Here is a 25,438-nt window from a genome sequence, read left to right as displayed (position 1 = left end):
ACCTTCCGGGGGTCCGGGGGTGGAAAACCCCCGGCGCTTGCCATCCACGCGGCCTTCAGCATGAGCAGGCTTTACCAGACACCCGCCTTGCTCCAGTCTGCCTGCAACCTGACTGAGCTATGGATGCACGCAATGACCCACGCCACCGGACGCCTTGACCTGCCTTTCACCGGAATCTGCACCTTTGCACGCAGCCCTTACCAACCCGACTGGACAGTGATTGACGCCGACGTCGCGATCCTCGGCGCGCCATTCGATGCCGGCACGCAATGGCGTGCAGGTGCGAGGTTCGGCCCGCGCGGCGTGCGCGATGCGTCCACCCTGTTCAGTTTCGGCCACGCCGGAGCCTATGACCACGAAGACGACGTGACCTATCTGGCCGATACGACCATCGTCGATCTCGGCGATGCCGACATCGTGCACACCGATACCGTGCAAAGCCACGCCAACATCAAGACAGGCGTTCGCAAGATATTGGACGCGGGCGCCTTGCCGGTGGTGATCGGCGGCGATCACTCCGTCAATATTCCCTGCATCGACGCGTTCGAGGGACACGCGCCGTTCCATATCGTGCAAATCGACGCCCATCTCGATTTCGTCGATATACGCCACGGCGTGCGCAACGGGCATGGCAACCCGATGCGGCGCGCCTCTGAAAAAGCCTGGGTGTCGGGAATGACGCAGATCGGCATCCGCAATGTCAGTTCCACCGCCCGCGACGGCTATGACGCAGCGCACGCATTCGGCGCCGACATCCTGTCGGTCCGCCAGACCCGCAAGCTGGGAACCGACGCCGTGGCAGCGCGCATCCCGGCTGGCGCGCCGGTTTATATCACCATCGATATCGACGGCTTTTGCCCCTCCATCGCACCGGGCACGGGAACGCCCAGCCATGGCGGGTTTCTCTATTACGAAATCCTCGAACTCTTGCAGAAAGTCGCGCAGGATCACGACATTGTCGGCATTGATCTGGTCGAGGTCGCGCCGGATTATGACCCCACCGGGACCACGTCGATCCTCGCCGCGCAACTTCTGATGAATCTTCTCGGCTTTGTCTTCCACGCACGCTCCCAGCGCGCCTGAGTTTTTGATTCACCCTGTCGCAAGCTCGAAAAACCGCCGATTTCGTCTCGGTTGCAAAAGCGTGCTTGCACCGCGCATCCAAGCACGCTTTCACTACACATAAAAAAGAAGGCACAGGCAGCACGCATGGCACATCCCCTGAAGGGCATCACGATCCTCGAAATGTCACAGGGGTTGGCGGGGCCGTTCAGCGCCATGACGCTTGCCGACCTCGGCGCCCGCGTGATCAAGATCGAACGCCCCGGCACAGGCGACGAATCGCGCTCCGTGCCGCCGTTCAAAGCCGGGAAATCGGCCTGTTTCGCGGCGGTCAACCACAGCAAGACATCCATCGCGCTCGATCTGAAGTCCGAACCGGATCGCGCGGTGTTCGAGCGGCTTCTGGCGCGCGCCGACGTTTTGATTGAATCCTCCCGCCCTGGTGCGGTGGAGCGGCTGGGCTACGGCTGGACGGACCTGCACGCACGGTTCCCGCGCCTGATCTACGGTGCGGTTTCCGGGTTTGGCCATACCGGGCCGGATGCCAAGCGGCCCTCTTACGATCTGGTGACGCAGGCCCGGGGCGGGCTGATGTCGATCACTGGTCATGTCGGGGGGGCTCCGGTGCGCACCGGGGCATCGGTCGGCGATCTTGCGGCGGCGTTGTATCTGAGCCAAGGCATTCTTGCCGCGCTGTTGGACCGTCACCATACCGGAAAGGGGCGTAAGATCGACATTTCGATGCTCGACGCTCAGCTTGCACTGCTCGAAACTGCCATCGCCATCACCTCGGTCACCGGCACGCCGCCCGCGCCGGGCGGAACACGCCATCCGACCATCGCACCATTCGAGGCGTTTCAGGCTGCCGACGGCCGGTTTGTCATCGCGGCGGGCAATGATGTTCTGTTTGAAAAGCTCTGCGTGGCATTGAACCTGCCACTGGCCGACGATCCGCGCTTTGCAACCAATCCGGCGCGCGTCGACAATGTGCGCCTGCTCAAACGGCTGATCGAGGCGGTGACGATTGACAACACCTGCGCTTACTGGATCGCCAAACTGGGCGCCGCCGGGCTACCAAGCGGGCCGATCCAGAATGTTGATCAGGCGATGCGCGATCCTCAAATTCTGGCGCGCAACATGGTGGTGGATGTGCTGGACCGGAACGGGCGGGCTGCGTTCAAGGCGGCAGGCAACCCGATCAAGATGTCAGGCATTCCCGATGCAACCACACGCCGCGCCGCGCCGGATCTGGACGGCAACCGGGGCGAAATTCTGCGCTGGCTTGAGGAATGATGCCATTGTGCGCGGTGTTAGACGACCGCGCGAGCCATCCGTGCCGCTGCACATAATCATTATGACGTAATTCACCTTTTTCCTGCGGCGCGTCTGCCTATGATCCCGGCAGATATACAAAAAGGGATTCCCATGTCCGATTCAGATCCGCTCGTCGTGTTCACCCCCTCGGGAAAGAGGGGGCGTTTCCCGGTCGGAACGCCGGTGCTGACCGCGGCGCGCCAGTTGGGTGTCGACCTCGACAGCGTCTGTGGTGGGCGTGGGATCTGCTCGAAATGCCAGATCACCCCGTCATACGGCGAATTCTCCAAACACGGGGTCACCGCCCGCGACGGCGCGCTGTCCGAGTGGAACAGCGTCGAGGCGCGCTATGACGAAAAGCGTGGATTGAGACCGGGCCGCCGTCTGGGTTGTCAGGCGCAGGTTCAGGGCGACATCGTGATCGACGTCCCGCCCGAAAGCCAGGTGCACAGGCAGGTGGTGCGCAAGGCCGCCAGCGCCCGCGTCATCGAAATGGATGCCGCGACACGGCTTTACTATATCGAGGTCGCAGAACCCGACATGCATATCCCGACCGGCGATCTGGAGCGCATCGCGCGTGCGCTTGCCGAGCAATGGGACATTCCGGCAATCACCTGCGATTTCCCGGTGTTGACCCGTCTGCAAACCATTCTGCGCAAGGGCGACTGGAGCATTACCGTCGCGCTTCACAAGACCGACAAGGACGCCACTCCCCACTTGATCGGCGCATGGCCGGGTCTGCTGGAGCGCACGCTTTTCGGTTTGGCGATCGACCTTGGCTCGACCACCATCGCCGCGCATCTGACAAGCCTTGACACCGGCGAGGTGATCGCCTCGTCGGGCATCATGAACCCGCAAATCCGCTTTGGCGAAGACCTGATGAGCCGGGTCAGCTATTCGATGATGAACCCCGGTGGCGATGTCGAGATGACCAGCGCCGTGCGCGAGGCCATCAACACGCTGGTCAGCGAGATTGCCGCCGACGCGGGCGTCGACACCGATGTCATTCTGGAGACGGTGCTGGTATGCAATCCGGTGATGCACCATTTGCTGCTGGGCATCGACCCTGTCGAGCTGGGTCAGGCACCGTTTGCGCTCGCCACGTCCGAACACCTGAACCTGAGTGCCCGCGACCTCGACCTGAGCACCCTGCCCGAGGCATCGCAGGTCTATATTCTGCCCTGCATCGCGGGCCATGTCGGCGCTGACGCCGCCGCCGTTGCTCTGTCCGAGCAGCCGGGGAAATCCGAAGATCTGGTGCTGGTGGTCGACGTCGGCACCAATGCCGAAATCCTGCTGGGCAATACCACCCGCGTGCTCGCCTGTTCCTCCCCGACCGGACCCGCATTTGAGGGCGCCCAGATCAGCGCGGGCCAGCGCGCCGCGCCCGGTGCCATTGATGCGATCCGGATTAATCCGGCCACCAAAGAGCCGCGCTTCCGGGTGATCGGCAATGACAAATGGTCCGACGAAGACGGCTTCTGGCAAGAGGTCGAGGCGACCGGCATCACCGGCATCTGCGGCTCGGGTATCATCGAGGCCGTGGCCGAACTGCGCATCGCGGGTTTGCTCGATTCCTCCGGTCTGATCGGAAGCGCCGCGCAAACCGGCACCGAGCGTTGCGTGGCCGAAGGGCGCACCAACGCCTACCTGATCCATGACGCCACCGATCAGGGCGGCCCGCGGATCACCGTGACCCAAGGCGACATCCGCGCCATTCAGCTCGCCAAATCAGCGCTTTACGCGGGTGCGCGGCTGTTGATGGACGAGATGGGCGTCGACAAGGTGGACCGCGTCGTCCTGGCCGGTGCCTTTGGTGCCCATATCAGCCCCAAACACGCGATGGTGCTTGGCATGATCCCCGATGCGCCGCTCGACAAGGTCACCAGTGCGGGCAACGCCGCAGGCACCGGCGCGCGCATCGCGCTCTGCAACCTTGCCGCGCGGGCCGAGATCGAACGCACCGTGCGCGAGATCACCAAGGTCGAAACCGCAATCGCGCCGAAGTTTCAGGAACATTTCGTCAACGCCAACGCGATCCCCCACGCCACCGATCCGTTCCCCGAACTCAACAGCATCGTCTCCCTGCCCCATGTCAGCTTCAACACCAAGGGCGAGGTCGAGGGTGGCCGCAAACGGAGGCGCAAACGGGCGTGAACTGCGCCGCCGATCCATTCTGCGCTTTGGTGGTGCAGTCTTGATCTCTGACGCCCGTCAGGCGGTCACGAGGGGTGACATCACTTCCTGATACGGGCATGCCACCAGATGGCCGGGCTCTGCCTCTTCCAACGGCGGACGGTTTACGGCGCAATCGGGTTGGGCCTTGGGGCAGCGGGTGCGGAAAACGCATCCTGACGGCGGATCGAGCGGTGAGGGCAACTCGCCTTCGAGCACCGGACGCTGACGCGCCGCTTCGCGGACCGGATCGGGGATCGGCACCGAGGAAATCAGCGCCTGCGTATAGGGATGGCGCGGACCACGCACCAGTTCGCGGGCATCGGCCTGTTCCATCTGACGGCCCAGATACATCACCAATGTGCGGTCGCTGATATGTTTCACCACGCTCAGGTCATGCGCGATGAAAATCATCGACAGCCCCATTTCGCGCTGCAACCGCTTGAGCAGGTTGACCACCTGCGCCTGCACGGACACGTCGAGCGCGCTGACCGGCTCGTCGCAGATCACCAGTTTGGGATTGAGGATCAGCGCGCGGGCGATGCCGATGCGCTGACACTGGCCACCGGAAAATTCATGCGGATAGCGGTTGAGAAGGTTGGGCAGGAGCCCCACCCGCTCCATCATCTCGCCGGCCTTTTCGCGGGCCTTCTTTTTGGAGACGTCGGGCTGGTGCGTCGTCAGCGGCTCGGCGATGATCTCGCCGACTGTCATGCGCGGATTGAGCGCGGCGAGGGGATCCTGAAAGATCATCTGCACCTCGCGCCGGTGCGCGCGCCGGTCGCGTGCCGACATCGTGCGCAGGTCGGTCCCGTTCCACAGAATCTCGCCGCCGGTTGCCTGCACGGTGCCGACGATGGCGCGCGCCAATGTGGATTTGCCCGACCCGGATTCGCCGACGACGCCCAGCGTCTGACCTTCGGACAGGTCGAAATTCATCCCGTTGACCGCTTGCAGCTTGCCGGGTTTTGTCCAGGGCCACGCCCCGCGCGGGGTCACGTCGAAGGTCACGTCCAGATCGCGGACTTTCAGCAGGGTCATTTCACCACCTCAGGGTCAGCGTGACAGGCGCGCAGAACATCGCGGTAGGGCAGCAGGTCGGGCTGCACGTCGCCGCACTGGTCCAGCCGGAATGCGCAGCGCGGCGTGAACGGGCACCCCTTGGGCAGGCGCGACATATCCGGCGGATCGCCGGGGATCGTTTCCAATTCGTCCTGATCGACGTCAAGCCGCGGCACCGCCTTGAGCAGACCCAGCGTGTAGGGATGGCTCGGGTTGGCGAACAGATCCGTCGTTGCCCCCTGCTCCATCACCCGACCGCCATACATCACCACGGTGCGCGCGCAGGTATCGGCGACGATGCCAAGGTCGTGTGTGATCAGGATCATCGCGGTGCCGAATTCGCGGCGCACCTCGGCCAGCAATTCCATAATCTGCGCCTGCACGGTCACGTCCAGCGCGGTTGTCGGTTCATCCGCGATCAGCAGACGCGGGCGGCACAGCAAGGCCATGGCAATCATGATGCGCTGCCGCATCCCGCCAGAGAATTCGTGCGGATACATGCTCAGCCGCCCTGCGGCATCGGGAATGCGCACCGCTTCCAGCATCGCGACACACTCCTTGAGAGCGGCACGCTTGCTGAGCCCTTTGTGCAATGTCAGCACTTCGGCCATCTGATCGCCCACCCGCAGGTAGGGGTTGAGCGAGGTCATCGGGTCCTGAAAGATCATCGCCACCTGCTCGGCGCGCACCTTGTTCAGCGCCGATTGCGACAGTCCCAGAAGTTCGGTTCCGTCAAGGCGCACCGACCCGGTGGCCGTCCCGTTGCGCGCCAGAAGGCCCATCACGGCAAAGGCGGTCTGGCTTTTGCCCGATCCGGATTCTCCGACGATGGCCAGCGTCTCGCCCGCTTCGATCGACATCGACAACCCGTTGACCGCATTGACGATACCATCCGCGGTGCGGAACGACACCGCGAGGTTTTCTACTTCCAGCAAAGCCATAAATTTACCGATCCTTCGGATCGAGCGCGTCGCGCAACCCGTCTCCAATGAAGAAAAATGCAAACAGCGATACGACGAAGAAGGCCAGCGGGAAGCCAAGCATCCAAGGTGTCTGGTTGCGCATGTTGTCCGCGCCCATGTTGATCAGCGCGCCCCAGCTGGTGCTGGGTTCCTGCACGCCAAGGCCAAGGAAGCTGATGAAGGATTCAAAGATGATCATCTGCGGCACCAGCAGCGTCGCATAGACGATCACCACCCCCAAAAGGTTCGGCACGATATGACGCGCGATGATGCGCGGCGTGCTCACTCCGGTGGCGATGGCGGCCTCGACGAATTCCTTGTTCTTGATGCTGAGCGTCTGCCCGCGCACGATCCGCGCCATGTCGAGCCACGAGATCAGGCCGATGCCGATGAACAGCATCACGATGGAGCGCTCGAACACCACGAGCAGAAGGATCAGAACGAACATGTAGGGGATCGACATCATCAGATCGACGATCCGCATCATCACCGTATCGGTGCGCCCGCCGACATAACCTGCAACTGCGCCCCAAGCGGTGCCCACGACAACCGAGATCAGCGCGCCGACAATGCCCACCATGAGCGAGATCCGCGTGCCCTGCACCACCCGCGCGTAAAGATCGCGGCCCGATTCATCGACGCCGAAATAGTGCCGGTTCTCCCAGGACGGACCACCCACATCGGGGATCGAGCCCAGCATGGCCCAGTCGATTTCCTCGTTGCTCCAGGGGGTCGCGAACTGGCCAAAGGCAGCGAACAGCCCCACGAGCACAAGCACCACCATGCTCGCCACGGCGGCCTTGTTGTGGAAGAACCGCACCCGCGCATCCTGCCAGAGCGACCGGCCCTTGACCGGCTCCATGTGGCTGGCCTGTTCGGCGGCTTCGACTGCCGGGCGTCCTGCAAGCATCGCCATCCCCTCAGTACCGGATTTTCGGGTCGATCCATGCATAAATCACATCGACCACAAGGTTGAACAGAACCGTCAGCGTCCCGATCAGGATGGTGATCCCCATGATCACCGAGTAATCGCGCGCCAACGCCGAGTTGACGAAGAACTGCCCGATCCCGCCGGTGGAGAAGAACACATCGATCAGGACCGAGCCGGTGATCATGCCGACGAAGGCCGGCCCCAGATAGGAGATCACCGGAAGCATCGCGGGCTTGAGCGCGTGGCGCAGGATCACACGGCGCATCGGCAGCCCCTTGGCCCGCGCGGTGCGGATGAACCCGGCATTGAGCACTTCGAGCATGGACGAACGCGTGATCCGCGCGATGCTGGCCATATAGGAGGTCGAGAGCGCGATCACCGGCAGGATCAGATACTCGATCTGCCCGCCGCGCCAGCCTCCGCCCGGCAGCCAGCCCAGCCAGAGCGTGAAGATCAGAACGAGGATCGGCGCCATGACGAAGTTCGGCAAGACCTGCGCGCCGATGCTGACGCCGACGGCAAGGTAGTCGAGCCACGAATTGTGAAACACCGCCGCCAGCACGCCCAAAGTGCCGCCAACGGCAACCGCGACGACGAAAGACCAGAAGCCATAGGTCAGCGTGACCGGAAAGCCCTGCGCGATCAGATCGTTGACCGTGCGGTCCTTGAATTTGAAGCTGGGGCCGAAATCGAAATGAACCACGACATCCCAGATGTAGATGGCCATGCGCTGCAACAGCGGCTTGTCGAGGCCGTACTTCGCCTCAAGATTCGCCAGAACCGCAGGCGGCACGCCGCGTTCGGTGGCGAACGGGCTGCCCGGTGCGGCCTCCATCAGCAGGAAGGAAAAGACGATCAGCAGCAGGATCGTCGGCACGGCAATGGCCAGCCGTTTGAGAATGAAAGCGGTCAAATGCGATCCTTCCGAAACCAGGGTGCGAGAGGGCGGCCTATCGCCCCCTCGCGGATCATGTCAACACGTCAGTCTGCGACGCGATAGAAATCCTTGACGTACCAGTTGTTCTCGACGTTCTCCATCGGGAACCCCTTGATCGCCGGGTTGAGCAGGAAGGTGTTGGCGTAGTGGTAGATCGGGATGATGCCCATGTCCTCGGACAGGATTTCCTCTGCCTTCTTGTACTCGGCAGCCGGGTTTTCCGACGTCTTGGACGCAGCGATCACCTTGTCATACTCCTCGTTCGACCACTTGCCGTCATTCTGCTCCTGATCGGTGGTCAGAATGTCGAGGAAGGTCGACGCTTCGTTGTAATCGCCACACCACGCAACGCGCGCAAGATCGAAATTGCCGCCACGGCGCACGTCGAGATAGGTCGACCACTCCATGTTCGACAACGTCACGTCGACGCCCAGCTTCTGCTTCCACATCTGGCTGAGAACGGTGGCGATCTTCTTGTGATTCTCGTCGGTGTTGTAGATCAGCTTGAGATCGAGGTTCTCGACACCGGCTTCCTCGATCAGTTCCTTGGCCTTCTCGTCACGCTCGGCCTGGGTCCAGTTCGCATAGTCGATGTCGGGCGCTTCGAAACCGGCGGTCGCGTTGTGCGAGAAGTAGTAACCCGGCTTCTGACCACCCTGAAGGATCTGATCGACGATGATGTCGCGATCCACGGCAAGGCTCAGCGCGCGGCGCACGCGGGGGTCTTTCAGCTCCGGCTTGGCATCCTCACGCTGGTTCACCGCGTAATAGTAGGAACACAGGCGCGGCACCGATTTCGCCTCGTCCGGGCGCTCTTCCTTCAGGCGCGGGAACGTGCCGGCGGGCAGCGGTTCGAGCATGTCGTATTCGCCCGATTCGTACCGCGTCAGCGCCTGGTTCACGTCGTTGATGATGAGACCGGTCACTTCGTCGATGATCACGTTCTCGGCGTCCCAGTATTCCGGGTTCTTGACCAGCTTGAAATACTCGTTCAGCGCCAGTTCGGACAGCTTGTACGCACCGTTGCCGACATAGTTCTCGGGCGACGTCCAGTCACTGCCATACTTCTCGACCGTGGGCATGTGGATCGGCATCAGCGTGGCATAGGATGTCATCGCGGGGAAATACGGAACCGGCTGGTTCAGAGTGACCTTGAGCGTGTGATCGTCCACCGCCTCGACACCCAGTTCGCTCGGCTCCATCTCACCGGCAACGATTTCCTTGGCGTTCTTCATCTGCGTCAGTTCGACATACCACGCATAGGGCGATGCGGTGGCCGGATCGGCAGCGCGCCGCCAGGCGTTGACGAAATCCTGTGCCACGACCGGATCGCCGTTCGACCATTTTGCATCGTCGCGCAACGTGAACGTGTAAACCGTGTTGCCTTCGCTGGCCTCGAATCCGGTGGCGACACCGGGGCGCAGATCGCCATTAGCCTCCTGAATCATCAGACCTTCCATGATCTGACGCAGAACGTGGCTGCCGGCGGTTTCTTCGTTCAACTGCGGGTCGAGTGTCGGGAATTGGTCTAGCAGGCGATAGGAAAACGTCTGTGTATCGGCAAGCGTGTCGCCTTCGGCCACGGTGGCGGCATTGGCGGGTGACAGGCCAAGGGCCAGCACGGCCGCGGTCGTCATGGAAAGAATGGTCCGGCGTTGCATATTAATCCTCCTCTGATGGGTGGTCTTGTCCCCGCTCTTGGCGGCGGAAAATGAAACCGGGCCCATATTTGTTCAACTTCATCTGCTTTGCAAGTACCGCACGTACGTGACGCGAGGCAAAGGTTCAACTTCAAGCAGAGTGACCCGGACGTCCGCGTCAAGCGGATGGGCGGATTGCGCGGTCAACAGATCGGCAAGGCGCCCTGCGCGACCGGGCCGGCGCGTCTGGACCGGTGCAAATCGGGGCGGCGAGAACCGGAAAAGATCCTTCGATCTGGCGTAAAGGTACATCTTGGGCAAGTAATATTATGACGGAAAAAGATAAATAACTTTCCTCTTGTGTCTCTCACATTCGGCAATATGGTCGCACCTGCAATGGGGATAGCACTATGATTTTTCGCTTCATCGACGGTCTGAACGAGGTCGTCGGCAGGATAGTTTCGGTTGTGGCGGTCGTCTTCGCGGCGATCATCATCTATGACGTTTTCATGCGCTACGTGCTCAACGATCCGACCCGTTGGGCCTTCGATGTCACCAAGCAGCTATACGGCTTCTACTTCGTCATGCTGGGCGGCTATGCGCTGCGCCACCAGGCGCATGTGCGGGTCGATCTGGTGACCGAAACGCTGGGCCCGATGATACGGCGCTGGGTCGAAGCGGCGGGATACATCATCTTTTTCTTCCCCTTTGCCTGGGTCTTCATGACCCGTTCATACGAATTCGCGATGCGCTCCTACGCACAGGGGGAAACGACCTACGGCTCTGTGCAGCTGCCGGTCTATCCGCTCAAGATGGCGATGGCTGTCGCTGCCGGATTGCTGCTTTTGCAGGGCATTTCGGAATTCCTGAAACTCGTTCTGAACCGTCAGGAGATTCCAAGTGACGCCTGAACTTATCGCATTGGCCATGTTCGGCCTGTTGCTTCTCGGCCTGTTCATGGGTCATCCGCTGGCCTTTGTGCTGGGTGGCACGGCCGTGCTCGGCGCGTTGATTGCGGGCAAGCCGATGGTGCTGGGCATCGTCATCAACCGCATCTTCGGCGATGTGCTCGACAATTTCACGCTGATCGCGATTCCGCTCTTCATCTTGATGGCGCGGTTCCTGTCCGACTCTGGCGTGACCGACAAGATGTTCGAATCGTTGCGTCTTTTGATGTCGAACGTGCGCGGCGGTCTTGCCCTCGCTGTCGTGTTCATCTCGATCCTGCTGGCTGCAACAACCGGCATCATCGGCGCGTCGATCACCGTCATGGGTGTGATGGCGCTGCGCCCGATGCTGCAATATGGCTACAGCCCGACGCTGACCACGGGCGTGATCGCGGCCTCGGGCTGTCTTGGCATCCTCATTCCACCGTCGATCATGCTGATCCTGATGGCGAGCTATTCGCCGCTCTCGGTGGGTGAGCTGTTTGCCGGTGCAATGATCCCCGGCGTGGTGCTGGGCCTGCTTTATGCCGTCTGGGTTTACATCGTCTCCATCGTGCGCCCCGACATGGCTCCGGCGGTCGAACCCGACGAGAAGATCAGCAAGCCCGCCCTCTTGCGGATGCTGGCGATCGAGGCGGTGCCGCCGCTGGTGCTGATCCTCGGTATCCTCGGCTCATTGCTGGCCGGGATCGCCACCGCAACCGAAGCCTCGGCCATCGGCGCCGCCCTTGCGCTGGTCATCGTGATCATGCGCCGCAAGTTTCACTGGTCGAGCTTTTACGGCGCGATGCTCGAGACGGGCCGAACCTCGGCAATGATCCTGTTCATCGTGATCGGAGCCACTGCCTTTACCGGCGTGTTCAACATCACCGGCGGTCTGCGCGCAACGCAGGAAATCATCCGCGGGCTCGACATGGCGCCGTGGCTGCTGATCGCGATGATGATGTTCATCGTCTTCATTCTTGGCGCGTTCCTCGACTGGACCGGCATCGTCCTGCTGTCGTTCCCGATCTTCCTGCCGATCATTCAGGAGATGGACGTCAGCCTGCTGTGGTTCGTCGTGCTGATGTCGGTCGTGTTGCAGACGTCGTTCCTGACGCCACCTTTCGGATATGCCTTGTTCTACCTGCGCGCCATTGCGCCCAAATCGGTCAAGACATCGCATATCATCGTCGGTGTGCTGCCGTTCATCGGCTTGATCCTGATGATGTGCGTCGCCATCGCCCTGTTCCCGCAGCTGGTCACCTGGCTGCCCGAAACGCTCTATTCCAAATAAACAGAGGAGGTCTAAATGACACTTAAGAAAACTGTAATGGCTGGTATTGCACTGGCCACGGGGATTGCCACGCAATCCGCCGCACAAGAAAACTGGACCATGACAACCACATGGCCCACATCGCTTGAGCTGATCGAGATCGACAAGCATTTCGTGGACCTTGCCAACAAGCTGACCGGCGATGCGCTGACCATCGAATTCTTCGAAGGCGGCGCGCTTGTGCCGGCGGGCGAAGTGTTCGGCGCGGTTGAATCCGGCACCATTCAGGCCGGTGCAGACTGGCCGGGCTACTGGGCCGGTCGCAATTCTGCCTTCTCGCCTCTGGCCACTACGGCCAGCCTGTTCAACGCGATCGACTACGTCAACTGGATCGAGCAGTGGGGCGGCGCGGATCTGTATAACGAGATCTACGGCAAGTTCGGCATGGTCTACCTGCCCTACGGCGTGACCAACAACGAATCCGGCTTCCGCACCAATGAGGCCATCGTCACGCTGGACGACCTGCAAGGCAAACGCCTGCGCCTGTCGGGTCTGGAGCAGGGCCGCTTGCTTGAAAAGCTGGGTGGCAGCCAGGTCTCCATGGCCGGTGGCGAGATTTACCAGTCGCTTGAGCGTGGCGTGATTGACGGTGCCGAATTCTCGACCCCGAACGTCGACTTCTCGGGCGGCTTCCAGCAGGTCACGACCCATTGGGCAACCCCCGGTTGGCACCAGTCCGCGTCCGTCTTCGGTGTGATGATCAACCAGGCATCGTGGGATGCTCTGTCGCCGGAAACACAGGAAGACCTCAAGATCGCGGCGCAGGCCAACCTGATCTGGTCGCTTTCCTTCACCGAGAAGCGAGCGACCGAAGCCTACCAGCAGTTCAAGGACGCAGGTATCGAGATCACGCGCTATGACGACGAAACCCTTGCCAAGATTCAGGAGATGGCAAACGAGGTGATCGAGCAGACCGCGTGCGAAAACCCGGATTCCGCCAAGGTGTACCTGAGCCAGCTTGAGTACCTTGCCGATTACGCCAAATGGCGTGACGCATCTGCCCCGTTCAATCTGGGCAGAACGCCGAACGGCCCTGATGTCGAAGCAATCCGCGCTTGCGCGAATTGATCCAAAGAAACCGAAAAGGCCCGCAAGTTTGCGGGCCTTTTTCTTTCCTCTCCGATGCCGGATCAGGCGGTGATATAGGCGTCCATCGCCGCTTCGATCCCGTCGCTGTGGATCATGTCCAGCCATCTTGAAAACGCACTGGCAAATCTTGGTGCATCCGCCAGATCACCGTAATACTGCCGTTGCTCCAGCCAGAGGTCGGGAGTCGATCTTGCCGCTTCCGCGACCGGATGCAAACTGTCCCAGTGCGGATCGTTTGGCGCGACCACGCTGCCGTCTTCGCGCAGCCCCGTGCAATAGCGCGCCCATGCCGCCGACACGAGCGCCAATCCCTCGACCGGGGTGTCCGCCTTCAGCCCGTCACGGATCGAGGGCACGATGAAGCCGGGGTGCCGGCTTGATCCGTCAAAGGCAACCCGGCGCGGGGTATCCGCGATCTCGGGATTGGCAAAGCGGCGCTCGATCAAGGTAAGATATTCCTGCGCGCTGCATCCCGGCACATCCGCGACATGCGGCGCAATCTCGGTCAGGGCAACCTTGTGCAGCAGCGCGGAAATTCCCGGATGCGCCATCGCCTCGGCAATCGTTGCCAACCCCAGAATGTCAGCCGGATCCGAGATGATCTGATGTCCGCCGTTCAGAATGCGGATCTTCATCATTTCGAAATCATGCACCCGGTCCGAGAACGTCGCGCCAACCGCGTCCCAGTCCGGACGGCCCGCGCAGAACGCGTCTTCGATCACCCATTGACGGTAGTTTTCATGCGTCACCGGGGCGGCGTCGTCGATGCCGAACCCTTGAACCAGAGCGATTTCGTTCGGCCCCGTTGCGGGGACGATGCAATCTACCATCGAGTTGGGAAAGCTGCACGTCTCTTCGATCCACTCCGCAAGCGCGGTATCCGACAGGCGCGCCAGCGACACGCTCGTCTGGCGTAGAACCGCGCCGTTGCCTTGCAGATTGTCGCAGCTCAGGCAGGTGAATGGCCCGAGCCCTGCGTCGCGCCGCTGCTTCAGCGCCGCGATCATGGCACCGAAGGCCGTGCGCGGGTGATCGGGGTTTGCAGCGTCGTGCTGGATGTCGGGATGCGTGGCATCAAAGCCGCCCGTCGCGGGGTCGATGAAATAGCCGCCTTCGGTCACCGTCATGGACACGATGCGGATGTCGGATTTGGCCATGCGCGCAATCAGCGCACCATTGCCCGGTTCGACCGGCACAAAATCAATCATCGCGCCGCAGATCTCAGCGGATTTGCCTGCCGGATCAAGCTCGATCAGCGTGGTCAGGCAATCCTGCGCGAGCAATTTTTCACGTTGCACCGCGTCGCCCGGACGCACGCCTGCGCCGATGATGGCCCAATCGTGGTCCTGCCCGGTGTCAAACAGGCGATGCAGATACCAGGCCTGATGCGCGCGGTGAAAATTGCCCAACCCGATATGCACGATTCCCGGTGACAGCGCGCTGCGATCATAGGTCGGAACGCGCGCGGTCCGGGCAAGATCGCCAAGCGTCGCGTTTGAGAGGGGCGTCAGCTCATCCATTGGCCGCCATCCACGTTATAGGTTTGCGCCACGATGTAATCAGCCTCGGAACTCGCCAGGAAGATTGCCATGCCGGTCAGATCCTCCGCCGTTCCCATTCGCCCGAAGGGCACCGCAGCGCCGACTTCACGCTTTTTCTGGCCGGGCGCCTTGTTTTCATGCTTGGCAAAAAACGCATCAACCCCGTCCCAGTGTTCGCCATCGACAACGCCCGGAGAAATCGCATTCACGTTGATGCCATGCTTGATCAGATCGAGCCCAGCCGATTGGGTCAGCGAGATGATCGCCGCCTTGGTCGCACAATAGACGGCGACCAACGGCTCGCCGCGACGGCCCGCCTGGCTTGCCATGTTGATGATCTTGCCCCCCTGCCCACGCGCGATCATATGTCGGGCGACGGCCTGCAAGGTGAACAGCGTGCCGGCCACGTTGATGTCAAAGACCCGCGCATAATCGGCGCGCTCGATGTCAACAATCGGAGCGGCGGTGAACAGCGCGGCGTTGTTAATCAGGATGTCGATGCCGCCAAAGGCATCGACGGTTTCCGCGACGGCCGCATCGATGCTGGCCTGATCGGTCACGTCCATCTTGACCGCGATGGCCGCATCTCCGATCTCGGACGCCGTTGCCTGCGCCCGCGTCATGTCGATATCCCCGATTGCCACCCGTGCGCCTTCGCGCACATAGGCCTCGGCAAAGGCGCGGCCGATGCCCCGCGCCGCACCGGTGATCAGCGCGGTTTTTCCATCCAGACGTTTCATGCGATCCGAAGCCCCGTTGCGTCAAACCGGTGAATCTGGTCGGCGCGTGGCGTCAGATGGATGGTGTCGCCGTGATCGTAGCTGACCTCACCCGGCGCGCGGACTGTGATTGTTTCAGCCAGCCCGGTATCGTGAATGTGGAAGAACGTATCGGACCCGAGATGCTCGGCCACACCGACCCGGCCTTTCCAAAGACCATCTTTGCCGGACACGTCGATATGTTCTGGTCGCACGCCGATGGTCATCGCATCGTGCTGGGCCGCTTCCGGTCCTTCGATCAGGTTCATCTTCGGCGACCCGATAAAGCCTGCGACAAACAGATTGCGCGGCGCGTGATAGAGTTCAAGCGGGCTGCCCACCTGTTCGATCACGCCTGCCTGAAGCACCACGATCTTGTCAGCCATCGTCATCGCTTCGACCTGATCGTGGGTGACGTAGATCATCGTCGTCTTCAGGCGCTCGTGCATCTCGCAAATCTCAAGCCGCATCCCGACGCGCAGGGCAGCGTCGAGGTTGGACAACGGCTCATCGAACAGGAACGCCGAAGGTTCGCGTACGATCGCCCGTCCGATGGCGACACGCTGGCGTTGTCCACCCGAAAGCTGTCCGGGGCGGCGATCAAGGTAATCGGTGAGGTTCAGCGCCTTTGCGGCCGCGTCGATCCGACGGTCCTGCTCGGCCTTGTCGATCCCTGCCATGCGCATCGGAAAGGCGATGTTCTTGCGCACCGACATGTGCGGATAAAGCGCGTAGGACTGGAACACCATCGCCAGACCGCGCTTGGCGGGCGGCGTGTTGGTGGCATCCGCGCCGTCGATCTCGACGCTGCCCGAGGTCAGATCCTCAAGCCCGGCAATCATCCGCAGCAAGGTGGATTTGCCACAGCCCGAGGGACCGACGAAAACCGCGAATTCCCCGTCTTCGATGGTCAGGTCCAAAGGCGGGATGACCTGAACGTCGCCAAAGCTTTTGGTGACCTGTTTGAGTTGGATCTTGCCCATGAGGAATTTCCTTATTTAACCGCGCCGAAGGTGAGGCCGCGCACAAGCTGCTTCTGGCTGAACCAGCCAAGGATGAGGATCGGCGCAATGGCCATTGTCGACGCCGCCGAGAGCTTGGCGTAGAACAGGCCTTCGGGGCTTGAGTAGCTGGCGATGAACGCGGTGAGCGGTGCCGCCTTGGCTGCCGTCAGGTTGAGCGTCCAGAACGCCTCGTTCCATGCCAGGATGAAATTCAACAGCAAGGTCGACGCAATGCCCGGCACCGCCATCGGCGTAAGCACATAAAGAATCTCCGAGCGCAGTGTGGCCCCGTCCATCCGTGCCGCTTCGAGAATCTCGCCGGGAATTTCGCGAAAGTAGGTGTAGAGCATCCAGACGATGATTGGCAGGTTGATCAGCATCAGGATGATGGTCAGGCCGATCAGGCTGTCGAGCAGGCCCATCTTGATGAAGATCAGGTAGATCGGATAAAGAACACCCACCGCTGGCAGCATCTTGGTCGAGAGCATCCAGAGCAGGATGTCCTTGGTGCGACGTGACGGCACGAAGGCCATCGACCACGCCGCAGGCACCGCAACGATGATGCCCAAGATTGTCGACCCGCCCGCGATGATGATCGAGTTCATCAGGTAGCGGCCATAGTTCGAACGCTCCATCACGACGCGGTAGTTCTCGAGCGACCAGTCAAAGAACAGGAACACCGGAGGATCGGCGATGGCTGTCGCTTCGGATTTGAAGCTGGTGAGGATCGTCCAGAGGATCGGGAAGAAGATCAGCAGACCGATCGTCCAGGCGAGGACGGTGTTGATGATCTTGCGGTTGTTGGTCACTGCGCGGGCCATGATTTTATCTCCTCACGCGTCCAGGTTCTTGCCAACGATCCGCATCAGGAAGATCGCGATGATATTGGCCAGGATGACGGCATAGATGCCACCAGCGCTGCCCAGTCCGACGTTCTGGCTTTCCAACACGCGCTGGTAGATCAGGTAGGTCAGGGTGCGGGTGCCGAAGCTGCCTTGGGTGGTCACGAAGATCTCTGCAAAGATGCCCAGCAGGAAGATCATCTGGATCAGCACAACGATGGTGATGGCCCGCGACAAATGCGGCAGCACGAGCCAGAAAAAGCGCGACAGCGGCGGGGCGCCGTCCATCTCGGCGGCTTCCATCTGTTCGCCGTCAAGCGATTGAATGGCGGTGAGCAGGATCAGCGTCGCGAAGGGCAGCCATTGCCACGCCACGATTATGATGATCGAGGTCATGGAGGCCTGGCTCAGCCATTCGATCGGGGCCAGTCCGAAGAGTTGCCACAGATGCGCGAACAGGCCGTTCACAGGGTCCATAAACATGTTCTTCCAGACCAGTGCAGAGACGGTCGGCATCACGAAGAACGGCGCGATCACGAGGATGCGGACAACGCCCTGCCCCCACATCGGCTGATCCAGCAGCATCGCCAGCAACACGCCGAACACGATGGTGATGACCAGCACCGCCCCGACGATCACCAGCGTTGCCTGTACCGACGGCCAGAAGGCGCTTGAGGTGACGAAGCGGACGTAGTTGTCAAATCCGACCCATCCCAGATCGCCACCGCGCAGCGGCAGATAATTCTTGAACGAGAAGTAGAGCGTCATCGTCAGCGGCACCAGCATCCAGCCAAGAAGCAGGGCGACGGCGGGGGCCATCATGAACCGGGCCGCGGATCTCGAATGCTGGGTCGCCATAACCGAACTCCTGCCGGGGATTGCAAATCTGAAACGTGACGAAGCGATAACCCGAGGGCGGACGTACCGCCCCCGGGATCAGCGTTTTAGTAGCCTGCGGCTTCCATTTCGTCGGTGGTCAAAGCCTGAGCCTTTTCAAGCGCTTCGTCGACACTTTGCTGACCGGCGAGCGCGGCAGAGAATTCCTGCCCGACCTGCGTTGCGATGCCTGCAAATTCCGGGATCGCGACAAACTGGACGCCGGTATACGGGACCGGATCGACCGAAGGCTCGCTCGGATTGGCCGAGTTGATGGATTTCAGCGTCATCTCGGCGAACGGCACCTTCTGGTACTCGGGGTTCTCATAAAGCGATGTCCTTGTGCCCGGAGGAACGTTGGCCCAGCCTTCGTTCTCGGCCACCAGCGCGGTGTAATCCTTGCTTGTCGCCCAGGCGATGAAGGTCTTGGCCTCTTCCGTGGCGTCCGAACCGGCAGGAATGGCCAGCGACCATGCCCAGAGCCAGTTGCCGCGCTTGCCCAGACCGTTGTCCGGCGCCAGCGCAAAGCCGACCTTGTCTGCGACGCTGGAATCTTCGGGGTTGGTCACGAAGGACGCCGCCACGGTTGCGTCGATCCACATGCCGCATTTGCCCTGCTGGAACAGCGACAGGTTTTCGTTGAAGCCGTTTGTCGACGCGCCCGGAGGACCATAGTTGTTCATCAGGTCCATGTAGGTGTTGAGCGTGGTCTTCCACTCTTCGCTGTCGAACTGCGGGGTCCAGTCCTCGTCGAACCACTTGGCGCCGAAGGAGTTGGACATCGCTGTGAGGAACGCCATGTTCTCGCCCCAGCCAGCCTTGCCGCGCAGGCAGATGCCGTAAATCTCGTTATCCTTGTCGGTCATTGCCTCGGCGGCCTTGGCGATATCGTCCCATGTGGGCGCTTCGGGCATTTCCATGCCTGCGGCTTCCATCAGGTCGGTGCGATACATCACCATCGAGCTTTCGCCGTAGAAAGGCGCAGCGTAAAGTTCGCCGTCCACGGTCAGACCATCGCGGATCGCCGGCAGAATGTCATCCGCATCCCATTCGGCGGGCAGATCGTTCAGCGACACCAGCCAGTCCTGCGCACCCCAGATCGGAACCTCGTAGGTGCCGATGGTCATCACGTCGAACTGGCCACCGTTGGCGGCGATGTCCTGCGTGACGCGCTGGCGCAACACGTTCTCTTCCAGCGTCACCCACTCCAGCTTGATGTCGGGGTTTGCGGCGGTGAAATCATCGGCCAGACCCTGCATGCGGATCATGTCGCCGTTGTTCACGGTGGCGATGGTGAGAGTGGTCTCGGCCTGCGCAATGCCTGCGGCTGTCAGTGCAAGAACGCTCACCAGCGCCATGGATTTCGTTGGTCTCATTAGGTCTTCCTCCCTGAAGGTGTTTCCTGGGGATGACCGTAAACAATCACGCTACGCGACGTCAATATATTTTTTACGCGCGTAAACTTATTACCGAATTTCAGGCGGATGCCCGCATGACCAATCGCCCGTCAAACAATGTGTCCCTCGGAGAATCGACCTTGATCGTACCATCGATTCGGTCAAACAGCGTCTCGACACTGCGCGCCGAAATCGCTTCATAGTCTTGCGACACGGTGGTGAGCGCGGGGCAAGTGAAGCGCGAGAACGGGTGATCGTCGTGTCCGGCAATGCGCAAGCTGCACCCGTCGGCAATGCCGACGCGCACGCCGCTTTCATAGGCTGCCGCCAGCATCCCGATCGCCAGTCGGTCATTGCTGCACAAGACCGTTCGGCTGGGCAGGTCATTGTTGGCAAGCAACCGCAGACCCTGGCTGTATCCGATCTCCTCAAAGCCCCAGCCCTGCCCGTCGACGCGCACGACCTGTGGCGTGTGGCCAAGCGATTCCATCGCCTGGATATACGCGTCGCGCCGCTTGTTGGCGTTGGGGTTGATTGGCGGCATTTCGTAGAAACACGGCGGCTCACCGGTTCGGCACAGGTAATCCACGGCCAACGGAACCGACTGGAAGTTGTTTGAGCCTACAAACGACGCATCCACATCCTCGATATTGCTGTCGAACAGAACCGTTGGCACCTCGTTGCAAAACGCGGCAATCACCTTGCGGTCGGATGCACGTCCCAGCGGCGCCAGCAACACGCCCGCCGGGCGCATGGACCGCAACGTGTCAAGAATTTCGATCTCGCGATCAAGATCGCCGTGGGAGCTGAAGGTGGAAGGCGAGTAGCCTGCGTCGATGATGCGCCGCTCGATGATGCGCGCCATCTCGCCGAAAAAGGGATCCGCAACATAGGGCACCACGATACCGATGTTTTTCGTCAAGCGCCGGTTCTGGTTGATGGCATAGAGGTTGGGGCGAAAGTCGAATTTCTTCAGCGCTGCTTCTATCTTGTCGCGGGTCGATTTGCGCACGCTGCCCGGATCGTTGAAATACTTCGACACGGTGGGACGTGACACACCGCTTTTCGCCGCGAACTCCTCCATGTTCTTGATCTTTTGTTCGCTCATCGTGCCACCGTTCCAGACAACGTGGATGGCCCACTTTATGCTTTACGCGCGCCAAATACAAATTTGAACTTAGTAAATCACGGGCGTGATCGTCAAGGTTTCCGGACCGAATGGTCTTTCATTCCGGGCCCAAGCATGGTCTGAGGCAGGGGGTGAAATGATCGCGCGTCACAGGAGGTGTAGCCATGGTTCAGAACCAAGATCTGCATGTCGCCAAGGACTCGGTTCTCATGCGGAACCTTCCTGATCCGGTGGTGGAGTCGCTATTGAAAGAAGCGGTCACGCTGCGGTTCGAGCGCGGCGAGACGGTGTTCATGCAGGGCGAAAAAGCCAACGTTATCCACATCGTGCTGGACGGCTGGGTCAAGCTGTATCGCATCGCGCCGAATGGCAACGAGGCGATCATGAACGTCTTCACCCGCAGTCACTCTTTCGGTGAGGCGGTCGCGTTTCAGGATCAGAATTACCCCGTCTCGGCAGAAGCGGTGACCGACTGCAAACTGATGCAGATCCCGGCACGGATGCTTGTCGCGGTGATGAAGAAAGAGCCCGAACTCTGCATCGCGGTGCTCGCATCGACCTTCCAGCACCTGCATGACATGGTCGCGCAACTCGAACAGATCAAAGCGCAAACGGGCGCACAGCGTGTCGCCGATTTCCTGCTCGACCTCAGCCCGTGCGACAGCGGCAGTTGTGTCGTCACCCTGCCCTATGACAAGCTTCTGATCGCCGGACGTCTGGGCATGAAACCCGAAAGCCTGTCGCGCGCGTTTTCCCGATTGCGCGAAGTCGGGGTGAAGATTTCCCGAAATCACGCTTCGATCAGCGATGTCGACGCGCTGCGCGATTATGCCATCACCGATCCTGCAACCGCATGGAACAAAGCCCTATGACCAAGCTGGACACATCCCTCGCCGCAATCGACGCGGCCAATTCCCGCGATCCAGATCTGGTCGACGATCAGCCCGCAAGCCTGCTGTACGGCCAGCGCATGACGGCCGAACAAGAACGCCTGTTTCCTGATGCCCGCGACGCGTTGCGGATCGCCGCGCGCGGCCAGCATATCGAACGCTGGGTGCTGCGGCGTGCGCAATATCCCGAGGGGCGCGAAGGCTACCTGACATGGCGGCGCGATCTGGCGCGTCATCACGCTGACCGGGTGGCCGAAATCATGGCCGATGCAGGCTATGACGCTGCCGACATCGACGCCGCGCGGCGTATGTTGATGAAACAGGGCATCAAGCGAGAGGCGGATGTTCAGGCACTTGAGGACATCATCTGTTTCGTGTTCCTGAAGTGGTATTTTGAACCCTTCTCGACCACGCAAGACCCCGACAAGCTGTTGCGGATCGTGGAAAAGACGGCGCGCAAGATGTCACCCGAGGCGCGCGCCCGTGTGCTGGAAGAATTCGACCTCCCGGACGCGTTCGCGGCTGCCTTCAAAGAGCCAGCGGCATGAGATAAATTCCCAGCATCAACAGGCAGAGGGCGGCCAGGGCAAATTCGAAGCCACGTCGCCAGGACGGCACTTCGGCCAGCCCCAGATACTGCGCCAGAATGATCCGCGCCTTGAGCCATGCAAGCGCCAGCACGGCAATCCCTGCCCCCAGCGGCCAAAGCGACCAGACAGCCGTGTGCGACAGCAAGGTCGAAGCAAGGCTGAGCACGATCAGCACGGCCCACGCGGTATATAAGCTCTTGCGTGTCATTGCAGCAGATAGATCACAGGGAACAGCAACACCCAGACCAGATCGACCATATGCCAGAACATCGTCGCATCCTCGATATTGTCAGGATCATCGCGCCACGCCACCAACAGCAGCAACACGACACCGGCCACGACATGAGCGGCGTGAAAGCCGGTCAGCATGTAGTAGAAATTAAAGAACGCATGCGTGTCCCAAACGATGCCGGCGGCGGATTTGGCGGCGAACTCCGACCCCTTGATCCAGAGGAACGCCATGCCCAGCACAGCCGCCCCCACCAGCGCCAGCCGCGCATGACCCCGTTCGCCTGCCAAGCGCATCCGGTAAGCCAGCGCGGCCAGAAACCCGCTGGAGATGAGGATCACCGTGTTGATCCCCGCGCCGGTCCGGTCGAGCATGCCCTGCGCTTGCGCGAACCCTTCGGGATCGGTCACGCGCACCGCCAGAAAGACCACCAGTCCCGCTCCGAACACCAGCAATTCGCTGATGATCAGTATCCACATCAACAATTCACCCGGCACATCGTCGAGGGCGCTTTTTTCAGTCATAACTCTCAGGCTTTCGGACGTCTCAGGCGGCTTTGGAGCGGGCTCTTCGTTTCAGCACCGGGCAGGTGTCGGCATCGTGCAGAATGACCTGACAGCGCATGCAGAGCACACATTCGTTCGGGTTGATGCGGCCCAACGGGTCGATCGCGCCGACGGTGCATTTGGTTTCACATAATCTGCATTCCCTCCCACATTGCGGACGTCTGCGCAACCAGTCGAAAATCTTGAGCTTGGCCGGGATCGCCAATGCCGCGCCGAGCGGGCACAGGTAGCGGCAATAAAACCGCTCGATGAACAGGCCGGCGAACAGCAGAACCAGAACAAAGGCGACAAAGGGCCACGCCCGCATCATCCGCATCGAAATCGCGGTTTTGAACGGCTCCACCTCGGCGAGGATCAGCGCATCGCGCATCGAGTAGAATGATAGCGCCAGAATGGCCATGAACAGCGTGTACTTGATGATCCAGAGCCGTTCGTGCAACGCCGGCGGCACCGCGATCTGGCGCACGCCAAAGCGGCGGGCGACGAGGTTGGACAGTTCCTGCAATGCCCCGAACGGACACAGCCAGCCGCAAAAGACGCCCCTGCCCCAGAACAGCATCCCCAAAGCCACACCGGCCCAAAGCGTGAAGATCACCGGCTCGATCAGGAACGTCTCCCAGCGGAAGCCGGTCAGCAGCGATTGCACGAAGGCGACCACCTGCACGACCGAAAGCTGACCGTTCAGTACCCAGCCCAGCCACACCAGCGTCAGGGTCAGAAAGCCGATCCGGATGCCCGCCCATAGACGCTTGCGGCGCACCAGCGGTTGCTGGAACAGCATGATGAGCGTCAGCGCGATCTGCATCGCGGCGACAGACATCACCGCAAATTTCTTCTCCTCCCAAGTGCGGTGCCACAAGGGCGCTGCCTCGGGGGGTGGTTTGGTGACGAACTGGGTCGGCAACTGGTAATCGAGCGTCGTAGAAAACGACACTTCACCGCCGGTTTCGGTGGCGCGGCTGGCGGTCAACACGACCTCGAACGGCAGCGCCGGATCAAAGCCTGCCCCGCCAACCTGAAACAGGCTGCGCTCCTTGAACGGCGGCGCGCCCTCGATCGCCAGTTCATCAAGCCGGGTGTAGCCATCTTCGGTCAGTGGATAGGCGACCTCGCCCTGAACCAGTTGCAAACGATCAAAGACGCCGCTGCGGCGCCAATCGATACCACGATGGGAATAGAGGCCGTGCGATCCAAGGAACAGAACATGGCGATCGGGCCCGAGATTGGCCATCATGCGGTTATATGCGGTTTCCCCCAGAATGTTCCGGCCAATCGTCGGCGGGTCCATCAGAGCGCCCCAAAGCGCCACAAAAGCCCCCGTGCCTTCAGGGATGTCCGGTGTCGCTCCCGGCAGCGCGGCGCGCGCTTCGCTGAGGGTCACGGTCTGCCCGCGCACCGCACCGATGGTCTCAAGATCCTGCCAGCCAAGCGGCTCGAAGGTCAACCGGTCGATGCCGCCGCCCGGCACAAGCCCGCGGTTGATCGCCAACAGGCGCGCGGTGCGCAAAATGGAATCGCGGATCACGCCGGTGGATACCGTGGCACGCGAAATGATGTCCGGCATGTCCGGTCCGGCGGCCCGGCCTTCGGGATCAGAAAGGTCGATCCCCTCGAAACCGGCAACAAACCGCTCAATATCCGCGTCCGACAAACCCAGCGTCAGGATCGGTTCGCTGTGGCGCACCAGACGCGCGCCGGTGATCACGCCGTCGCTGGACACCGCCACCAACACATCAATCGGACGCCCCGAATACCCGACCGAGCGGATCACGTCCCAGGTCGACGCGATGTGGCCCAGGGTTTCGCCACCGCGCGACACCGACCAGCCCGGCACGGCAGCATCCTCGCGCAGAACCGTGGGCGGATCGCTGACGCCGAACAGTTGCGCGGCCATCTGCCGACTGGGAGGGATCAGGGCGGCTTCGTCGCGTGTGGTGGATACGGCATCCTGAGCGCGCACCACGCCAGAGCCGAAAAAGCCGCTCGCGGTGCAAAACACGACGAGGACCGCGAGGAGGAAAAAGCGCTTCATATCTTCTTGTCTACGTCAGTCACCTGACTTGCCTTGACACAAGTCAAGGACGCTTGCCAGTCTGCACGTCAAGATTGCGTGAGGCTCACCCTCAGATTGGAGAATCCCTAATGATACCAACCAAAACCAAACGCCACGCGTCGCTTTATG

23 protein-coding genes are annotated in these 25,438 nt (G+C 61.2%); 8 read left to right on the top strand and 15 right to left on the bottom strand.

The window, feature by feature from the left end; all coding sequences use genetic code 11:
- The first annotated feature begins 132 nt into the window (after window positions 1-132).
- The 3 genes from speB to ACGKZZ_RS07270 all read left to right on the top strand — a co-directional run bounded on the left by speB (window position 133) and on the right by ACGKZZ_RS07270 (window position 4,533).
- On the top strand, window positions 133-1,083 hold the full coding sequence (gene speB, locus ACGKZZ_RS07280) for an agmatinase (RefSeq protein ID WP_411222847.1): 951 nt from the start codon (window positions 133-135) through the stop codon (window positions 1,081-1,083).
- Window positions 1,084-1,209: 126 nt separating this feature from the next.
- On the top strand, window positions 1,210-2,355 hold the full coding sequence (locus ACGKZZ_RS07275; RefSeq protein ID WP_411222846.1) for a CaiB/BaiF CoA transferase family protein: 1,146 nt from the start codon (window positions 1,210-1,212) through the stop codon (window positions 2,353-2,355).
- A gap of 132 nt (window positions 2,356-2,487) precedes the next feature.
- Window positions 2,488-4,533 carry an ASKHA domain-containing protein gene (locus ACGKZZ_RS07270; RefSeq protein ID WP_411222845.1) on the top strand — a complete coding sequence of 682 codons (2,046 nt, stop codon included), beginning with the start codon at window positions 2,488-2,490 and terminating at the stop codon, window positions 4,531-4,533.
- Window positions 4,534-4,590: 57 nt separating this feature from the next.
- Here the strand turns inward: ACGKZZ_RS07270 and ACGKZZ_RS07265 are convergent, their stop codons facing one another.
- The 5 genes from ACGKZZ_RS07265 to ACGKZZ_RS07245 form a co-directional block, all read right to left on the bottom strand.
- Complete coding sequence (locus ACGKZZ_RS07265; protein ID WP_411222844.1) at window positions 4,591-5,592, bottom strand: oligopeptide/dipeptide ABC transporter ATP-binding protein; 1,002 nt, start codon at window positions 5,590-5,592, stop codon at window positions 4,591-4,593.
- Window positions 5,589-6,554 carry an oligopeptide/dipeptide ABC transporter ATP-binding protein gene (locus ACGKZZ_RS07260; protein ID WP_411222843.1) on the bottom strand — a complete coding sequence of 322 codons (966 nt, stop codon included), beginning with the start codon at window positions 6,552-6,554 and terminating at the stop codon, window positions 5,589-5,591. The genes ACGKZZ_RS07265 and ACGKZZ_RS07260 overlap by 4 nt, the downstream gene beginning before the upstream one ends.
- A 4-nt stretch (window positions 6,555-6,558) precedes the next feature.
- A complete protein-coding gene (locus tag ACGKZZ_RS07255; protein ID WP_411222842.1) occupies window positions 6,559-7,485 on the bottom strand; it encodes an ABC transporter permease subunit in 927 nt (308 codons plus the stop codon).
- Between the two features lie 10 nt (window positions 7,486-7,495).
- On the bottom strand, window positions 7,496-8,419 hold the full coding sequence (gene oppB, locus ACGKZZ_RS07250) for an oligopeptide ABC transporter permease OppB (protein ID WP_411222841.1): 924 nt from the start codon (window positions 8,417-8,419) through the stop codon (window positions 7,496-7,498).
- 68 nt (window positions 8,420-8,487) lie between these two features.
- The gene (locus ACGKZZ_RS07245) at window positions 8,488-10,104 is read right to left on the bottom strand and encodes a peptide ABC transporter substrate-binding protein (RefSeq protein WP_411222840.1); all 1,617 of its coding nucleotides are present in this window, start codon (window positions 10,102-10,104) and stop codon (window positions 8,488-8,490) included.
- Between the two features lie 389 nt (window positions 10,105-10,493).
- Here ACGKZZ_RS07245 and ACGKZZ_RS07240 point away from each other — a divergent pair, with 389 nt between their 5' ends.
- The 3 genes from ACGKZZ_RS07240 to dctP are packed head-to-tail and all read left to right on the top strand — an operon-like array spanning window position 10,494 to window position 13,413.
- The gene (locus ACGKZZ_RS07240; RefSeq protein WP_411222839.1) at window positions 10,494-10,994 is read left to right on the top strand and encodes a TRAP transporter small permease subunit; all 501 of its coding nucleotides are present in this window, start codon (window positions 10,494-10,496) and stop codon (window positions 10,992-10,994) included.
- A 16-nt stretch (window positions 10,995-11,010) separates the two neighbouring features.
- Window positions 11,011-12,306, top strand: coding sequence for a TRAP transporter large permease (locus ACGKZZ_RS07235; protein ID WP_411223149.1), 1,296 nt, complete (start codon window positions 11,011-11,013; stop codon window positions 12,304-12,306).
- 15 nt (window positions 12,307-12,321) lie between these two features.
- Complete coding sequence (gene dctP / locus ACGKZZ_RS07230; protein ID WP_411222837.1) at window positions 12,322-13,413, top strand: TRAP transporter substrate-binding protein DctP; 1,092 nt, start codon at window positions 12,322-12,324, stop codon at window positions 13,411-13,413.
- A 62-nt stretch (window positions 13,414-13,475) separates the two neighbouring features.
- On the opposite strand, the gene ACGKZZ_RS07225 is transcribed toward dctP, so the two are convergent.
- From ACGKZZ_RS07225 to ACGKZZ_RS07195, 7 genes are all read right to left on the bottom strand, one after another.
- Complete coding sequence (locus ACGKZZ_RS07225; protein WP_411222836.1) at window positions 13,476-14,954, bottom strand: mannitol dehydrogenase family protein; 1,479 nt, start codon at window positions 14,952-14,954, stop codon at window positions 13,476-13,478.
- Window positions 14,942-15,715, bottom strand: coding sequence for an L-iditol 2-dehydrogenase (locus ACGKZZ_RS07220; RefSeq protein ID WP_411222835.1), 774 nt, complete (start codon window positions 15,713-15,715; stop codon window positions 14,942-14,944). The genes ACGKZZ_RS07225 and ACGKZZ_RS07220 overlap by 13 nt, the downstream gene beginning before the upstream one ends.
- The gene (locus ACGKZZ_RS07215) at window positions 15,712-16,716 is read right to left on the bottom strand and encodes an ABC transporter ATP-binding protein (RefSeq protein WP_411222834.1); all 1,005 of its coding nucleotides are present in this window, start codon (window positions 16,714-16,716) and stop codon (window positions 15,712-15,714) included. Before ACGKZZ_RS07215 ends, ACGKZZ_RS07220 begins: the two co-directional genes overlap by 4 nt.
- Window positions 16,717-16,727: 11 nt before the next feature.
- Complete coding sequence (locus tag ACGKZZ_RS07210; protein ID WP_411222833.1) at window positions 16,728-17,558, bottom strand: carbohydrate ABC transporter permease; 831 nt, start codon at window positions 17,556-17,558, stop codon at window positions 16,728-16,730.
- Between the two features lie 12 nt (window positions 17,559-17,570).
- On the bottom strand, window positions 17,571-18,437 hold the full coding sequence (locus tag ACGKZZ_RS07205) for a carbohydrate ABC transporter permease (RefSeq protein ID WP_411222832.1): 867 nt from the start codon (window positions 18,435-18,437) through the stop codon (window positions 17,571-17,573).
- Window positions 18,438-18,523: 86 nt separating this feature from the next.
- Window positions 18,524-19,813, bottom strand: coding sequence for an ABC transporter substrate-binding protein (locus ACGKZZ_RS07200; RefSeq protein WP_411223148.1), 1,290 nt, complete (start codon window positions 19,811-19,813; stop codon window positions 18,524-18,526).
- A gap of 118 nt (window positions 19,814-19,931) precedes the next feature.
- Entirely contained in the window at window positions 19,932-20,960 is a 1,029-nt protein-coding gene (locus tag ACGKZZ_RS07195; protein ID WP_411222831.1) for a LacI family DNA-binding transcriptional regulator, read from the bottom strand.
- 185 nt (window positions 20,961-21,145) lie between these two features.
- On the opposite strand from ACGKZZ_RS07195, the gene ACGKZZ_RS07190 reads away from it, so the two are divergent.
- Window positions 21,146-21,853, top strand: a complete 708-nt coding sequence (locus tag ACGKZZ_RS07190; protein ID WP_411222830.1) for a Crp/Fnr family transcriptional regulator — start codon at window positions 21,146-21,148, stop codon at window positions 21,851-21,853.
- Window positions 21,850-22,419 (top strand): DUF4202 domain-containing protein, encoded by a 570-nt coding sequence (locus tag ACGKZZ_RS07185; RefSeq protein ID WP_411222828.1) that lies wholly within the window; start codon window positions 21,850-21,852, stop codon window positions 22,417-22,419. Before ACGKZZ_RS07190 ends, ACGKZZ_RS07185 begins: the two co-directional genes overlap by 4 nt.
- Here the strand turns inward: ACGKZZ_RS07185 and ACGKZZ_RS07180 are convergent.
- From ACGKZZ_RS07180 to ACGKZZ_RS07170, 3 genes are read right to left on the bottom strand one after another with little or no spacing between them, the layout of a single operon-like run.
- Entirely contained in the window at window positions 22,400-22,669 is a 270-nt protein-coding gene (locus ACGKZZ_RS07180) for a hypothetical protein (protein ID WP_411222827.1), read from the bottom strand. The two genes, ACGKZZ_RS07185 and ACGKZZ_RS07180, sit on opposite strands and share 20 nt — an antisense overlap.
- The gene (locus ACGKZZ_RS07175) at window positions 22,666-23,214 is read right to left on the bottom strand and encodes a cytochrome c oxidase subunit 3 (protein ID WP_411222826.1); all 549 of its coding nucleotides are present in this window, start codon (window positions 23,212-23,214) and stop codon (window positions 22,666-22,668) included. Before ACGKZZ_RS07175 ends, ACGKZZ_RS07180 begins: the two co-directional genes overlap by 4 nt.
- 22 nt (window positions 23,215-23,236) lie before the next feature.
- Entirely contained in the window at window positions 23,237-25,288 is a 2,052-nt protein-coding gene (locus ACGKZZ_RS07170) for a 4Fe-4S binding protein (RefSeq protein WP_411222825.1), read from the bottom strand.
- Window positions 25,289-25,438: the final 150 nt, after the last annotated feature.

This window comes from Marivita sp. S2033 (genome assembly GCF_046592965.1).
Classification (GTDB): Bacteria; Pseudomonadota; Alphaproteobacteria; order Rhodobacterales; family Rhodobacteraceae; genus Marivita.
The sequence above is the reverse complement of the archived record's forward strand: the minus strand, read 5'-3'. Positions and strand labels throughout refer to the sequence as shown.